This window comes from Mangrovibacterium marinum (assembly GCF_003046625.1).
In the GTDB taxonomy this organism is placed as follows: Bacteria; Bacteroidota; Bacteroidia; order Bacteroidales; family Prolixibacteraceae; genus Mangrovibacterium; species Mangrovibacterium marinum.
Genome location: NZ_QAAD01000004.1, coordinates 101977 through 118662, shown reverse-complemented (window position 1 = coordinate 118662; position 16686 = coordinate 101977). Strand labels below are relative to the sequence as shown.

Annotated in this window: 7 protein-coding genes; all 7 read right to left on the bottom strand. The window is 45.8% G+C overall.

All coding sequences use genetic code 11. The annotated features are described in order from the left end of the window. Nucleotides 1–2 precede the first annotated feature (2 nt). On the bottom strand, nt 3–3311 hold the full coding sequence (locus C8N47_RS05025) for a glycoside hydrolase family 2 TIM barrel-domain containing protein (RefSeq protein WP_211316043.1): 3309 nt from the start codon (nt 3309–3311) through the stop codon (nt 3–5). Nucleotides 3312–3398: 87 nt separating this feature from the next. Further along, nucleotides 3399–5822: a beta-galactosidase GalB gene (galB, locus tag C8N47_RS05020; protein ID WP_245915673.1), complete on the bottom strand. Its 2424-nt coding sequence runs from the start codon at nt 5820–5822 to the stop codon at nt 3399–3401. A 94-nt stretch (nt 5823–5916) separates the two neighbouring features. Then, nucleotides 5917–7041, bottom strand: coding sequence for a glycoside hydrolase family protein (locus C8N47_RS05015; RefSeq protein ID WP_107821436.1), 1125 nt, complete (start codon nt 7039–7041; stop codon nt 5917–5919). Nucleotides 7042–7069: 28 nt separating this feature from the next. Further along, on the bottom strand, nt 7070–9856 hold the full coding sequence (locus C8N47_RS05010) for an alpha-L-rhamnosidase (RefSeq protein ID WP_107821435.1): 2787 nt from the start codon (nt 9854–9856) through the stop codon (nt 7070–7072). Nucleotides 9857–10191: 335 nt separating this feature from the next. Further along, entirely contained in the window at nt 10192–12075 is a 1884-nt protein-coding gene (locus tag C8N47_RS05005) for a RagB/SusD family nutrient uptake outer membrane protein (RefSeq protein ID WP_107821434.1), read from the bottom strand. Nucleotides 12076–12089: 14 nt separating this feature from the next. Next, a complete protein-coding gene (locus tag C8N47_RS05000; RefSeq protein ID WP_170111296.1) occupies nt 12090–15461 on the bottom strand; it encodes a TonB-dependent receptor in 3372 nt (1123 codons plus the stop codon). 153 nt (nt 15462–15614) lie between these two features. Continuing rightward, nucleotides 15615–16607, bottom strand: coding sequence for a FecR family protein (locus C8N47_RS04995; RefSeq protein WP_107821432.1), 993 nt, complete (start codon nt 16605–16607; stop codon nt 15615–15617). Nucleotides 16608–16686 lie beyond the last annotated feature (79 nt).

Below are 16686 nucleotides of genomic sequence, written 5' to 3'. Positions count from 1 at the left end.
AACTAAAACTTGTATTGAAAGATTTGCTTGTTGATCTCGTTCTTCCCGGCAGCAAAAGGCACCAGGTAAAAACGATAGTGGTAAGTACTCGAAGGGATCTGGTATTGTGGTTCCGGCGCAGCAACATCCGACCAGCTATCGTTACCACCAACTCCCATTTGCTTCAAATCAATAGTCAGCGTCAGGTAGCCCGTTTCTTTTAGTTCATTGGTATGTTTCGCGGCGTTGATATTCGCTTCGGTCCACGGCCAGGCACTCATGCTCAAAAGGCTGTCGGCCACGACCAGCAAACCTTCCGATTTTTGCTCGTTCGACAAATACATCCAACGAACATCCGTGCGGTTACCGGTTTCCTGAGGCATGACATAAGGCTCGATAAATTGATCAATTGGGAGCGAATAAGTTGAAACCTCAAAGCCAAAGCTGCGATCGCAATAGTTTTCCAGCGGGCCTTTTCCGTACCAGCTGATCTGACGATAGGCATCAGCAATACCGCATTGCATACCCACTTTCGGAATATGGGGCAGCTCCGGTGAAGCTTTTAGTTCATAGTCAACTTTCAATGCACCATCGCCTCGCAAGGTGTAGACAACGGAACAAGAAGCGCTATCCGGAACAATCTCATAATTGCTTCGAACTTCGATCGTTCCATCTGCTTTTGTATCTGTTTCAACCGATTGCAATTTGGGCACGGCATTGTACCAAACTTTCAATTTCTTCTGCGGTTTCCACCCTCGCTCGTCATTGTCGGTGAGCGGACGGGTAAAATGCGGCAACAGCGGCGCAAACAGCTGTTCCTCGCCTTTCCATTTATAGGAACTCAGCGCTCCGTTTGTTTTGTCGAATTTCAGGTTGAAGTTTTTTCCAGTCAGCGCAAAAGCCTCTGGTGTTTCCTGCATTTCAATCCCGGGTTGCGATTTTCCGAAAGAAGTTTCCGAACTCAGCCCTGTCAAGGCAAATTGATCAAAAGCCACTTCAAATCCGGTATCAGCCCAGCTTGTTTTATCTTTTAAACTGAAGGAAAGAGTCGCCAAATACTCAGCTCCAGCCTTTATTTTTGGCCGTTCATCTTTAAAACTGATTATTGTATCCTTTCCGGCTGCCAAGGCAATCGGGTCCAACTGAACCGTTTTGATCACCTTCCCATCTTCCTGAAATTTCAGGGTCGGCACATAAACGGAAAGGTTTTGAACAGCATGACGGTTGGTGATTTTCACGTTGAATCCATCAGCATCCAACAGCTCACAACTGACCGGTTGAAACACCCATTTGCACTCGAACATGGCAGCCTTTGGGCGTCCATCCGAAGCCACAATTCCATTTATGCAGAAATTATTGTCGTTTAGCAAGGTATCGCCGAAATCGCCACCATAACCGTAAAATTCGGTTCCGTTTTCATCCTTTTTCAGCAACCCCTGATCTTTATAATCCCAAATACAACCACCAATCATGCGAGGCGTTGAACGGATTTGATCCCACCATTCTTTGATGTTTCCGGTAGAATTCCCCATCGAGTGCGAATACTCACACCAGAAGATTGGCCGGTTATCTCCGTTATCCTGGTTGACCAACAGCGGCCCAGTGTAAAGGGCAGGATACATACGACTAACAATATCGATATACGATTCATCGAGCGGAGTCTGAATCCGGTGCGAATGATCCTTCGGGTAATTCGGAGAGCCAGGTGGAATATAGCCCTTCACCTTCTGGTCGCCCATAGCAGGCTCGTAGTGGACCGGTCGGGTAATGTCGTAATCATGGCAATAAGCCGCCATAATTGCGGTTGCCGGACCACGACCAGCTTCATTCCCCAAACTCCAAATAACCACCGAGGGATGATTTTTATCGCGTTCAACCATGCGAACCACCCGCTGCAAATGGGCATTCAACCACTTTGGCTGATTGGCCAGCTTTCCACCCAAACCATGCGTCTCAAAGTTCGCTTCATCGATGACCAAAATTCCGTATTCATCGCACAAATCGTAGAAATAGGGATCGTTGGGATAGTGCGAAGTGCGGATGCAATTGAAGTTGAACTGTTTGATTTGCCGCACATCTTTTAAAATATCTTCGCGGGAAAGCGCCTTACCTTTCACCGGATCGTGATCGTGACGATTAACGCCGTAAATGTAGGTCTCCTTACCATTGATCAACAGCTTTGAAGTAACCGGATCAAACTCAATTTTTCGGAATCCGACTTTGCAGCTTTTGGCTTCCGTTACAGCGCCCGTTTTATCCTTCATCGTCAAAACCAGCGTGTATAAATTCGGTTCTTCGTCGCTCCATTTTAGAGGATTCTCCAATTTGGTTTCCAGCAGCCCAAATTTCACATTGTCAAGTCGTGGCCAGGCTTCGTTTAAAATATCCAAAGCACTTTTACACAGGGGCTCTTTCAATGCTGGCTTTCCGGAAGCGTCGTACAACATCGCCTCCAGTTCGTAGCCTTTTACGCTGTCGCCTGTCAGGTTTTCAATACGCGGGCGAAGGCTGAAGGTCGCGTCCCGATAATCATCGTCCAATTTGGTTTGATAGAAGAAATCGGCAATGCGAAGCCTGGGCTCTGCCATCAGGTACACTTCGCGGTGAATGCCGCTCATGCGCCAATGGTCCTGATCTTCCAGGTAAGCCCCGTCGCTCCAACGAATCACCTGAACAGAAACAATATTTTCACCATCCTTTAAATAAGGAGTCACATTGAATTCGGAAGGCAGGCAGCTGTCTTCGCCATACCCCAAAAATTTACCATTCACCCAAACTTTGAATCCCGAGCTCACCCCGCCAAAATGCAAGGTAATATTCATATCCTTCCAATTGGCAGGAATCGTAAATGACCGCTGATACGAACCAACCGGGTTGTAATCCTGCGGCACGTAAGGCGGATTAATCGGGCGAAACGGGTACACTGCACTTTTATAAATCGGCTTGTCGTAGCCCTTCATTTCCCAATTCGAGGGCACTTCAATTTTATCCCAACCACTCACTTTCGATTTGTAAAAGTCTTTTGGAGCATCTGCAGGTTTCATGGCAAAATAGAAATCCCAGTCACTATTCAAACTCTCGTAACGGCCACTGGTTTCACGATCGCCTTTCAGTGCTTCTTCAGTTGTTGCAAACGAATAAGCTGTCACGCGTGAGGCATCGCGGTTGATGCCGCTCACTTCCGGGTTTTCCCAGGGCTCAGCCATCTCCGTTGTCTTCTGCGGCGGAATGCCGGCCAAAACGCCGGTTTCTCCCTGCGCGAAAGCTCCCGCCGAAGCCAACAGCCCTATAGCTAATGCACCTGTTTTAAGCATTTTATTCGTCATAATCATTGAATCAGTTTTTTAGTCCCGGTTATCAGTTATTTACCGCAAAGAGCGCAAAGTTTTTCGCGAAGACCGCAAAGAAGACTTTGCAAGTCATTTGCTCGTTAATTCCAGCGTCTCTGCTTTCAGCCCTTCACTGCTGGCAGTGACTTTTATCGATCCGGCTTTTTCGGTGCTTTGCACGATCAACAGGCACATACCGTTAAATACTTCCCGATAGTTGGCTTTGAATGGCTCGGTGCTGGCCTGGTAACCATTGTCCACCCCGGCAACAAAACCTTCTCCGTCAACATTGAAATTGATCAGGTTGGCTGCATCGGGCACCCTGTTTCCGTCCTTGTCCGTCACTTTCACCGTGATGAAAGAAAGATCACTTCCATCAGCCTTTATGTTGTTGCGATCTGCTATCAACTCGATTTTTGCGGCCTGACCTGCCGTGTGGATTTCCTGTTCAGCCACTTGTTCTCCGTTTTTGTAACTCACAGCCCGAATACTTCCGGCATGAAACGGCACCCGCCACATCACATGAAACTGATCTTTTTCTTTCGACTTCCGGCCTTGCGAAACACCATTCACAAACAGTTCCACCTCGTCCGCATTGTTGTAATAAGCCCACAAGTCGACCGTTTGTCCTTCGGTCCAATTCCAGTGCGGGAACAGGTGTAACACCGTTTTATCAGTCCATTCACTTTGATACATGTAATACACATCTTTGGGGAAACCGCACAGGTCGATGATTCCCAAATAGCTGCTGCGAGCGGGGTACGGGTACGGCAAAGGCTCGCCGATGTAGTCGAAGCCCGACCAAATGAACATGCCGGGGATGAAGTCGTTGTTTTTCACCACCGCCCAGGTATCTTCGTGGGTTGCCCCCCAATAGGCGATACAGTTGTCGAAGGATGAAGCCGTCAGATCCGGATTTCCATCAAACGGAGCATTGTAGGCCGGCGGCCAAATGCGCACGCTGTCCGATGGAAAATCGTAGTGCCCGCGGGTTGACAAAGCCGACATATTTTCAGACGCCAGCATGCACTCGCCCGGGTAACGATCCGGAAATTTCAAATACTCCTCGTGTTTATAGTTGAAACTCAGCAAATCCAGTACTCCGGATTTGTAGAGATTATTTTTTTCAGGATCAGTTTCCGTTAAAGCCGCTGTTATTGGTCGAGTCGTGTCCAACGATTTGACGATATCAGCCAACTCACGGGTAATTCGAATTCCGGTTGTATCGAACTGCTCGGGAATTTCGTTTCCAATGCTCCAAACAAAAATTGAAGGATGATTACGGTCCCTCAAAATCATGTCCTCCAAATCGCGTATGTGCCATTCATCCCAATACAGGTGATAGCCTTTCTTGGCTTTTGTTTTCTTCCATTCATCAAATGCTTCGTTGATCACCAGGAAGCCCATCTTGTCGCACAAATGCAGCAGTTCGGGAGCCGGAGGATTGTGAGCCATGCGAATGCCGTTTACCCCCATTTCCTTTAGAATTTCCAATTGGCGCTCCATGGCACGCGTATTTACAGCAGCGCCCAATGCTCCGAGGTCGTGGTGCTGATTGACGCCATGTAACTTGTAAGGTTTGCCGTTCAGGGAAAAGCCTTTGTCCGGCGTGAATTCGAACCAACGCAAACCAAGTGGCGTGCTGTACTCATCCACGAGCTTTCCCTCTTTGAAAACTTCCGTTTTTACCAGGTATAAATTGGGATTTTCGGGCGACCACAGTGCCGGATTATTCAACTCAAAATTTTGGGTCAAAGATGAAATTCCATTCGTCGCCGTCAATGTCGATTCGGCTTTGGCAAGAACTGTTCCCTGGCTATCCAAAACCGACGATTTCACAAGCACGTCCTGTTGCAGGGTATCTGTATTTTCAAGTTGAATATCCAGCTTCACCTTCGCCAGCTTTTCAGAAACTTCGGGAGTGGTTACAAAAGTTCCCCAATGCACCAGATGAACCGGGTTCTTTTCAACCAGCCACACATGGCGGTAAATTCCGGAACCTGTGTACCAACGCGAAGCGGGCTGAGCCGAATTATCAACCCGAACAGCCAGGATATTTTCGCTTTCACCGTAGGCTAAATAGGGCGTCAAATCGTAGCGAAATGAAATGTAGCCATAAGGACGCTTGCCTAAAAAATGGCCGTTAATCCAGACTTCGCTGTTGCAAAAAACACCATCAAAATCAATGTAGAAGTGTTTATCGCTCGTCGGTTTTTCCAAACGAAAACTCTTTCGGTACCAGCCAATTCCGGTTGGCAGCGCCCCGCCTTCGGTGGTTGATGGCGCATCTGCGCTAAACTCACCTTCGATGCTCCAGTCGTGGGGGACATTCAGTTTTCGCCAGCTTCCATCGTCATAACCCGCCTGAAACGCGAGCGAGTCGTCGCCCAGCATAAATTTCCAGTCTTTGTCGAAGTTTTGCCGATCTGCAATTTGACGCTGCTGACAACCGGTAAGTACGGTTATTATCATCAACGATAGAAAAAATATCTGTCTCAGGTTTTGTTTCATCATGTTTCGTTTTTTAACAGCAAAGCGCTCGAAGAAGGTCACAATGACCGCAAAGCTGTTTCTTTTGACTTTTGACTTCAGCCTTTTGCCTTCAGGTCTACTTCACCGTTGATTCTTCCGTTGAATTAAAAGTCATCGGGCTTTTGCCTAAGTCTTTTGAAGTGGCTAAGGCGATTCCGCGATTGCCCAGTTTATCCACAGCATTGTAGTAGTGATAAACCACGCCGTCAACTTTGATGACGTAGGCTTTGTGAGCAAATAAATCGTCGTAGTTTTCTGAAGGCTCGATCAGGTGCTGGCCATTCCATTCGGTCCAATGCACCAAATCGTACGAAGCAGCAAAGCTGTTGTAAACAACCGTTTGCCCATCGGGCCAGTAGGCACGGAAAAAGAACATCACATACACATCGCCGATTTTCTGAATGACAGCATCGCCGGTAATACCTTTGTGGTGATTCAAAACCGGTTCGTCGCCAAAGCGCTTCCAATTGACCATGTCGTCGGAAACAGCCATACTGATCCGCTCGGCACCACGATCCGGATTGATACTGTCACCACGTGCATTATAATACATCACGAACGGATGCCCTGTAAGACGCTCTTCATCTTTGATGATAAAATTCTTGTAGATTGTGCTATTGTCGTACCAACGGGCGTCTTCATCTTTCGATGTCATCACCGGTTTCTCCAATCGATCCCACTGGTGCAAAGTCGCCGGATCTTCTGTGGTATAAGCCATGCCAACCGACAGCAAACCTTTTTCGTATCCGGTTGAGTTACCACCAAAGTAGCTCATCCAATATTTCCCGTCGTAGCTGTCTATGCCATAATCGCCGCCCCAGTCGTAATGAATCAGCGACGGATAACCGGCCTTCTGATTTACATCCCAGTCGGTTGTATCTGAAAACTGCATAATCGCTCCTTGCTCTTTCCAGTGGATCAGGTCGTCGCTCAACGCCAGGTGCGTTTCGTAACCTCGTCCGTCGAATATGATGTAGGTCATTACCCACTGATCGTCGTGGCGGAAAATAGTAGGGCAATCCATTTTGTACGAATTGCTGTCGGGCACCATAACAAGCCCATATTTATAAGGCGTTTTCACCTCGTTATAAATTTCGTCCATCTTCTGCAGAGACACCGACTCCGGTAATTCCTTCTTTAGGGGAGAGCACGCAACTACAGCAAGCGCTGCCATTGCTAATGCAAAAATTGTTCTTTTCATGTTTATTCCATTGCGGTCGTTGACCGGTTTATTGTTTCGTTTTTAGTTCAAATTCGTAGCTGCCGGATTGAATTTCGAAAACAGACTTGCCGTTTACTTTCTCCAGCGTCTGAATCAGTTCAATATCCTTTTCCGGCAATTGCAAACCCCAAGCCTGCACATCGCCCTCCAGCGGAAAGATTACTTTCGCAGTCGTATTCACCGGAACTTCCACATGCAGTGTAAATGAGTCTTCATTCTTCTTCCAATTACTGACAATTGCTCCGTAAGGAGAGTTGAAGGATACATTTGCAAAAGTCAGATCGTTAACGATCTCCGGCTGAATGACGATTGATTTGTAAGCGACCGAATTGTCAGCTTGCCGGATACCGCCCAGCCCCTGGTAAAACCACTCCATAAGGTGCCCCAGCATGAGGTGATTCAGTGATTTTGTGGGCAGAGCCTGCCACGACTCGGCCAGTGAGGTAGCTCCCATTTTCAGCTGGTAACCATAGCCGGGAACATCGTCGCGGTTATTCATTTCATAAAGCAATTCCGATTTTCCGAAGCGGGTCAGCGCATCCACCAGGTAGTGAAATCCAACATCGCCTGCCGTAACCGCTTTGCCATCCGACTCAATTTGTTTGATCAAATTGTCCAAAACTTGAGGCTCATTGGCGTCGTCAACCAAACCAAGGCTCAAAGGCATTGCCAAAGCCGTCTGACTTCCGGTTTCATAAGTGCCCAAATCGGCTTTATAAAATTCGTTATTGAACGCCGTTTTAATCTTTTGAGCCAATTCCTCGAAATGGGCTGACTCTTCCTTTTTATCCAATTTGGCGGCAACTTTAGCCATCAATTGGGCATCGTAGAAATAGGTTGCGGTTGCCACCAGCGGAACCGGCGTCAACTGCGCGAATCCCGGCTCATTCGGGCCAACATCGTACCAGTCGCCCAAACCGTGCGAAAGAATGTTATTCGTCGCCTTACTTTCCAAATAGTTCATGTAACGCTGCATCATTGGCCAGGCCTGCGTCATCACTTCTGCATCGCCATACCATTTGTAAATCAGCCAGGGAAGGATAATAGAGGCACTACCCCATTCCGGCGAATCGCGGAAAGCTGCATCGTAATATTCAAAATTGATGTATTCGGGCACAATACTCGGCACCAAACCTTTTTCGGTCTGGGCGTCTTCCATGTCCGCAATCAGCTTTTGGTAAAGCTTATAAATGTCGAAATTGAAATGTACACTGGTTCCCATCAACTGGGTTTGCTCAATCCAGCCCAACTTTTCACGGGTCGGACAATCCGTCATTACCGACTGTAGATTGCTTTTGATGCCCCAGTTGATCAGATCAAAAATTTGATTGAAAAGCTCATTGGAACAATCAAAATTTCCTACTTGAGGTGCAGAATTGCGAGTGTGCAAGGATTGCATCCTCTCCACAGTCGGAAATTGTGAATCAACAGAATCAGGCCGTGCACCTTCAACCTGTACGTACCGAAAACCAACATAGGAAAACCGAGGCTTCCAGTTTTCCGGGCCCTCGCCTTTCAACGTATATTTAAAATAATAGGGTGAACCACTGCCTCGCTGACTAACGGTGCCATCATCTTTTAAACATTCGCCCGGAGAAAACTTCACGGTTTGGCCTTTTTCTCCTTTTAGCGTTACATCGATAATTCCCGAAGTATTTTGTCCTAAATCGTAAACCCAAACTGAGTCATTTATTTGCTTGATCGCAATCGGCTCGAAAGCTGACATAACTTTCACCGGATGATTCGGGTCTGCTTTTAACTGGCCCATCGGAACCTGCACCAATTTGGCTGTCTGCCAGGCCTGATCGTCAAAACCGGCTTTATTCCATCCCGGTTGTTCCAGGTTCGAATCATAATCTTCTCCTCCATAAATACCACTGTAAGTTATTGGCGATGGAGACGTTTTCCAGCTCGGATCGGAGACAATTGTTTCGGTGCGACCATCCTTATATTTAAGTTGCAACTTGCAGATCAATTTTGGAAAACCATAGGCAATAATCAGTTTCCGGTAGCGCTCGCGGTTGTTGTAATGAAAGGTATTTCCAACGATTGCGCCCAGCGCATTATCTCCTTTTTCGAGCAAGTCCGTTACATCGTAACTATTGTACAAAGCCGTTTTATCGTAATGCGTCCATCCCGGAGCCAGAAAAGCGTCCCCGACTTTTTGTCCGTTAAGCGATGCTTCATATTGCCCCAGACCACTGATAAAAAGTGTCGCTGAAGCCAGATCACCAGTCACTTCAAATGGCTTACGAAACATGGGAACGACAGCGCGTTCCTCCACCTTGTCTTTCGACGCATCGCCATAGCCGCTAATTCCTTCGACCAGTCTTTTACCGGCAGGGAGATCTTCGTAACCGATCCATTGTGCACCGCTCCAATCGGCTTCATCCGGCAAGCCAAACTGAAAGGATTCAACTTCACTCCAACCAGATTCATTCCCCTTTTCATCCCAAACTTTCACCTTCCAGAAATATTTGGTTCCGGCTTTTAACGGCTGACCGGCAAAGGCTATTAATTGCGATTGTTTTGATTCTACTTTACCCGAATCCCAAACAGGATTTATCTCGACTTCTTTTAAGTCCAGCCCAACAACAATTTCATAAGCTGACTGACTATTTCCGTCAAGATCAGATTGCATCTTCCAGCTAAAACGGGGATGTTGAGTTTCGATTAATGCCAATTGGTTTGAAAACCCCTCCACCGAGCACTCCGAGATCCGGATACTTATCTTCGGTGAAGAACAGGCAAAAAGGAGGTTCAGGCTTAAAAAAAGTACTGTCAGTCGTTTCATTCGATTTAGTTTTTCGCTCTGCGAACGATTTTTTAGCTTCGATTCCAGTTCGTTACGCTAATGAAACGTCATTTTTCGCTCTTCCTTTCTGTAAATCTGAAAATTGAGCAGCACTCCACCAAAACGATAATCTTCTAATTATTAGAAAATTAATGTTAACGTTTACATCATGCATTAAACTGATATATTGATCTTTAATATTAGCTAATTATTTTTCCAATTGAAAACGTTTCTACACTATTTTACACCTTCAGAAAAACGAAAAGGAGAAGACATTTCTGCCTTCTCCTCTTTGAAATGTTCACCCAAACAAATGAACTATTTATGAAATCAAATCAGTATCCATTGGTTCCAAATTCGCCAGGATTGGCAATCGCATCCAGAAATGACTGCGGGATTGGACGCACGATGTGTTTACTTTCGTCGAAAGTTAGAATATCCGGATTGGTTTCCGCCAAATATGAATCCGTCAATTTGCCAAAGCGTTTCAAATCAATCCAACGAGTTTGTTCGCCCGCTAATTCCCGCGCTCTTTCGGCTAAAATAAAATCAAGCGTAACCTGACTATCGGCAACATCCATTTCACTGGCTCTACTGGCGATTGCTGATCGTTCACGAATCGCATTAACATAAGTCGATGCCAGTGACTGATCATTGTTATATCTTAGGGCAGCTTCAGCCGCAATCAGATAAACCTCTCCGAGTCGCAGAATAGGCACGTCTCCCTGCCATCTTTGGTTGTTGGAAATCCAGTACAAAGAAGAAAATTTCTTCATTGAGGGATATACTTCTTTGTAATAGGTTCCCATGGAACTGCTTTCCGATGTCACCCATCGTCCGGAAGCATCGAACATATCTGTTGGATCAACACAAAGGAAAGGCATCAATGCTTTTTCTTCAGCAGGAATAGTATAATTTGGTGTAAATACACTCAATCCGTCTAAGTATCCATCTTCATCTTCATCAACCATGTTTACATTACCGGAGGCATTCACGCCATAGTAACTTTTATCTGTATCGTAAGTCCAGACGGTATTTTTGATGACGTGACCGACCAACGACGCATCTTTTCCATATTTATCAACCAATTCCTGTGAGATTGTATAGTCGCTCCAACGGGAGTTATAATAATCCGTAAAGAAAGTGTCATCAAAGCGCGTATCCGCCGGATCTTCTACGGGCTCGAAAATCTCGGTTAACAAATACTTGGTTGGCTTAAATCCACGATCGTTGGCACGCCCGTACCAAGCACAATATTTCTCCGTTGTTCCCCACTCGGCTCCAACAGTTTTCAGATCCATCAGGTAATACTGGCGAGTACGTCCACGGTTTGACCAATCAGGATTAAGAGAGGATTCATGATCGACGGCTTCCAGGAACAGAAACTCACTATTGTCCTTATTATTCAGACCATCCCAAAGTTTGGTATAACCCGACTCATTGTCATCGCTTTGGTACAAGGCGACGCCATATTGGCCTTGGTTATCGATCAACTCCTGGGCTGCTTCAAGGGCCAAACGGGCATATTCCGAAGCATTAGACTCTTCCAGGCGAGTACGTTGCAAGTAGGCTTTCGCGAGCATTCCATAGGCGGCCTTCTTTGACACGCGGCCTCTTTCGGCACCTTGACTAATTGGTAGATGTTCGCAGGCAAACTTCAGGTCACTAATAATTAAGTCATAAAAATCGGCCTCTGTACTTCTCACTGGATTATTGTCAACCCCGGCGACAGAAGAGGGCTCCGTGCTTAAAACAACGCCGCCAAACTGCTCGACCAACTGCAGGTTACTCCAGCCACGCAAAAAATAAGCTTCGGCTACTTTGGCATTTTTTTCGTCTTCGGTATAACCTTCTACCTGATCGGCATAGTAGATGGCCGTATTACAGTAATTGACGGTTGAATAAAATCCTTGCCAGAATACTTTCAGTGTTCCTAATTCTGTATTCATATTACTGTTATACAGGGTGAATCCCGACTCTTTGGTCTCGCTTATCCACAAATCGGTTCCCATTTCCATGATGCCAATACCATCAATCTTACCATAGAAATAGTATAGACCATCATAACAATAGTTGATCAGGCTCTCGAAGCCCGCAGGATCTTTGTAGGCAATATCTGCACTAACTGTCGAGGGGTTGAATTCGTCCAAATCGCAGGCCGTTAGCAAACCTGCTCCGATAACTGCCATTAATACGGCTTTGATAAATATCTTTTTCATAATACGATTCTAGATTAAAATGAAACATTAACACCAAACACCACCTGCTTGTACAACGGGAATGAATCTGAAGCATTCGTCTCCGGATCAACACCATCCAGGATATCACTCTTGGCAAATACGAATGGGTTATAAAGCGTTCCGTACAGATAGAGATTTGAAAGTCTCAGCGTATTCAACGTCTTTTTGGGGAAGGTATAGCCCAAGGTGATATTCTTGACTTTCACAAACGAACCGTCAACAATATTCAAGCCGGCAGTCGGGGATGAATAATCGGTACTTCTGCTTAAATAAGGTCTGGGGAAATCATTTGTTGGATTATCTTCCGTCCAGTAATTGTACATGTCCGGTAAGTTTTTGTTACCGTAGCCGAAATAGCCCAACAATTCCCCCTCGATCATCTGTCCCCAACGAGCGGTCATGAAAATATCGAGGTTGAAATTTTTGTATTTGAAACTATTTTGGAAGCCGGCAGTCCACTTAGGAGATCCCTGACCAACAATCTGGCGGTCGTCGGATGCATTTATCGTATAGGGATTTTCGGCAGTATATTGCGTTACCACAGCGTTTCCGTCATCATCAGTTGTTGTTTTTTCCCATACACCATCCGAAACTTTGGTCAAACTTGATTCAATTTTCACATCGCCCGGAGCCAGTCCGAACACTGCGGCGTCGGCTTCTTCCCCGGTTTGCCAAATGCCGATCTTTTTATAGTCGTAAACTGTATTTTTAGGAGATCCCATGAACAATCCCAACGATACCAAATCATCAACAGTTGTACCGCTTCCAAGATCAATGGAAGTAACTTCTTCCCAGTTGCGCGCAAACGTGAAGGTTGAATTCCACTTGAATTTATCGGTTTGAATATTCCGGGTATTCAATGTCAATTCGAGTCCCTTGTTGCTCATGCGGGCAATATTCATATTCATGGTGTACGGAATTTTAGCCGTATATCCGCCACTTGAATAAGGCAGGTTTCGGGCGTAAATTACGTCTTTGGTATCGGTATCGTACCATTCCAGCGAACCATCAATCCGATTATCGAATAAGCCAAAATCCAGGCCGATGTTCATATTGTACGATTTCTCCCAGCCTAAGTCGGTATTACCAACAGCTTGCGTGGGAATATTGGTCACAAGTTGACCTCCTCCCAGGTTCAGGGCATCGACACCACTGGTCACTTCTGAGCGAGTTACGTAAGCCGAAATATTGGAGTTTCCGGATACACCATAGCCCAAACGAAGCTTCAGGTTGCTCAACCAGTTTTTAGTACCCGCCATGAAATTCTCGTCCGAAACGCGCCATGCAAATGCTCCTGCCGGGAAAATATCCCATTGTTTTGCCAGCTGCGACGCGGCATCCTCCCGCACGGATGCGTTGATAATATATTTTCCTTTGTAAGAGTAGATTGCACGAGCAGCAACTGACATTCTTTTTGAATGACCATAAGATGAGCTGACGATAGGATTCAAACCCGCATCCAGATTATAAAACTCAAAATCGTCGTACAAGAATCCTTCGCTGTAACTGCTCGAACTTTCATGTTGACTGTGTGCATAAGACGAAATCAGCGTCGTTGTGAAATCATGATCTTCGCCGATGGTAAATTTGTAGTTCAGGATGTTTTCCCAGTTGTAGCTGTAGGCTAATGAAGTGTTGTAACTAGCATTGCTGATTTCATTGGCGCTACCAATCAGCATCATGTAAGTGTGGTCGCTATTATAAACCCCGTTGCGTCTGGCAGTAATTGAAGTTCCTAAAATAGAACGAACTGTCAGCCCTTTTGCAAGCGTAAGTTCCACAAAGGGGTTTGCGGTTACCGCAATAGCTTTGGTGTTGTTTTTATAGGTTCCGTCAATATCATCGGCCAACAAACTCACGATGCCCGCTTCTTTACCCGCCGGATAAACATTAATGTTACCGTCTTGGTCGTATACGTCTCCGATCGGCTCAAGCCCAAATGCTTTGTTGATGCGGCTACTGCGGGTTTCTCCGTTGGTGTAGGTCAAGCCGGTTTGAAGACCAAATTTAATCCAATCAGCAGCGTTAACATTGATGCTACTTCTCATGGTTGCTTTATCCTGAAAGTCGTTTTTATAGATTCCGTTGACTTTATTGTAGCCCAAAGAGAAATTGGCCTGTACCGTTTCTGTTCCGCCACGGATTGAAACAGAATAGTTTTGTTGCACCCCGGTTTGTAAGGTCTCGTCAACCCAATCGACCCACTTATTATCATTGACATACGAACTGACAGAACCAATTCCCCAAGCTGTCAACAATTCATCCATACTCGACGAATGAATTCCATTGGTTGCATAGTAGCCTTCTTCCAGGTAGTTCAACCAGGAATCGCCTTGCAAAGCACTGGGGTAGGAAGGCCAACCATTCACGCTGACATAAGAATCCAAATCGACCTGAATTTTTCCTCTTCTAGCTTGTTTCGTTGTAACGATAATCACCCCATTGGCCCCCGCAGAACCGTAAATTGCCGTTGATGAAGCGTCTTTCAGAATATCCATTGATTCAATATCGTTGGGATTTAGGTTTGAAATGCTCCCCTGAATTCCATCAATGATATAAATTGGTTCACTGCTGGCGGTCAACGAACGGTTACCACGTAACAGGATACTGGTAGAACCTCCTGCCCGACCATCGCCACGGGTAATATCCAAACCGGCAACGCGCCCCTGGATCGCTTCCACTGGGTTTACAACCGGGGCAATACTGATCTCATCAGCTTTCACGGTCGACACAGCTCCGGTCAAATCTTTCTTTTTAACAGTACCATAACCGATCGCTACAACTTCTTCCAAGCCGATAGTCTCCTCTTCCATTGTGACATCGATCACCGACAAGTTTTGCACCGGTACTTCCAGCGCTTTCATTCCGACGAATGAGAAAACCAATGTGCCATTTGCCGGTACTCCCTGCAAGCTGTATTTTCCGTCGGTGTCGGTAATTGTTCCGATGCTCGTGCCTTTAACAAAAACGGTAACTCCGGGTATCAAGTCGCCTTTTTCGGAGGTCACTTGCCCTTTTACAGTCTTGGTTTGTTGGCTGGCAGTACCCGAAGCGGAGCTGTTATCATCGGAATAAAGCACATAACTGTTATTGAAGGTCCGATACTTGATGTTGGTTCCTTCCAACAACTGATCCAACGCCTTTTCGACATCTGAGAACTCCAGATTCATATTGACTTTCTGATCAACATCAACATTGGCCCGGTTGAATAGAAAGGTGAAGTTTGTTTCATCCTCAATCGTCTTTAGCACGTCGACAATTGATTGGTTTGTTGCTTTTATCTGCACCACCTGGTTATTCTGCGAATAAACATTGGCAGAAACCTGCAGGAAAGCCAACAAAATAAATAGGCTTGTTAGTTTCATAATACGCAAAGTTTGTTTCGGAAACCACCAGAGCGGTATCCGAAATGTCATACCGATTTTTTTCATAAGTTTGTAGTGTTTATTATTAACGAATTTGTTACGGCTGCAACCGTAATAAATGGAAAGGGAAGTGCTGCAACACTTTCCTTTTTTTTAATTTGCTTTTAGTTGTACTTCACTCCCGTTTATTTCATAGTTAAAATTTGATGTTAGCTGCATCATTTTGAATAACTCCCGTATACTTTCCGTTTTCACCGTCATGGTGAAATAATCGCGTGTTGCCAGCCGGGGATCCAGGTCAATCGTTACGCCATACCAACGTTCAATGCGGGGTACCAATTCTGCGAAATTGGCATCCTCAAATTTCAGTTCGTTGTTGCGCCAAACACTGTAGATGCTTGAGTTCACCTGCTTAATTTTAAGAGCACCATCACTCAAAACGGCTTGCTCGCCGGGCTTTATCGACTGATTTGTTTGGAGCTTTTTCCCAAACAATTCAATCTTTCCTTCATCCAGCGTTGCCTCAAATGGCTCACCTTCGTAATTGCGAACATTGAAATCAGTTCCCAATACCCGAATGTTCATCCCCGAAGGAGTTTCAACAATAAACGGATGGCTCGGATCTTTCGACACTTCGAAATAGCCCTCCCCTGTCAGGCTTACTTTCCGGGGATTATTAGCATCGTAGCGAAGGCTTGATTCCGAGTTCAACCAAACAATTGTGCCATCGGATAAGACGAGACTCGATTTCTCGCCTGAAGGTACCCGAACGGTCAACAATCCCTGTCCGCCGGGGCTAACTTGCGCTAAACGGTAAGTTTGCAGGCCTGCAAGTCCCAAACTTACCACCAATAAAACCGAAGCAGCAACCCCCATCCACTTTTTCGGCAGAGAAATGATGCCAGGCTTGTTTGATCTGGACTGTGCGATGTGATTTGAATAGAATGCAGCCCATTCCTGATCAACATTCATTGTTGTCGCCAAGCCATCCCGTTGAGTCAACTTATGAGTTTCGTAGAAGCTTCGAAGCTCCTCCCGATTGCCTTCAGCTTGAGATGCCCACTGTATAATTTCACGATCTTCATCCTCCGTGGTTTCCCGAAGGACAAAGCGTACAAGCATATTTTCGTCGATAATTGGATTCATCTGCACGGTGTTTCTAATAAGCAATACAGGTCACCCTCAATTTACCCTGACAACAAATTTGATTTTTTTGTGATTTATT

Excerpts from the sequence above, each read along its gene's own strand:
- galB (WP_245915673.1), bottom strand. The coding sequence starts at position 5,822 with ATGATGAAACAAAACCTGAGACAGATATTTTTTCTATCGTTGATGATA.
- C8N47_RS05005 (WP_107821434.1), bottom strand. The coding sequence starts at position 12,075 with ATGAAAAAGATATTTATCAAAGCCGTATTAATGGCAGTTATCGGAGCA.
- C8N47_RS05000 (WP_170111296.1), bottom strand. The coding sequence starts at position 15,461 with ATGAAACTAACAAGCCTATTTATTTTGTTGGCTTTCCTGCAGGTTTCT.
- C8N47_RS05015 (WP_107821436.1), bottom strand. The coding sequence starts at position 7,041 with ATGAAAAGAACAATTTTTGCATTAGCAATGGCAGCGCTTGCTGTAGTT.
- C8N47_RS05025 (WP_211316043.1), bottom strand. The coding sequence starts at position 3,311 with ATGATTATGACGAATAAAATGCTTAAAACAGGTGCATTAGCTATAGGG.
- C8N47_RS04995 (WP_107821432.1), bottom strand. The coding sequence starts at position 16,607 with ATGAATCCAATTATCGACGAAAATATGCTTGTACGCTTTGTCCTTCGG.
- C8N47_RS05010 (WP_107821435.1), bottom strand. The coding sequence starts at position 9,856 with ATGAAACGACTGACAGTACTTTTTTTAAGCCTGAACCTCCTTTTTGCC.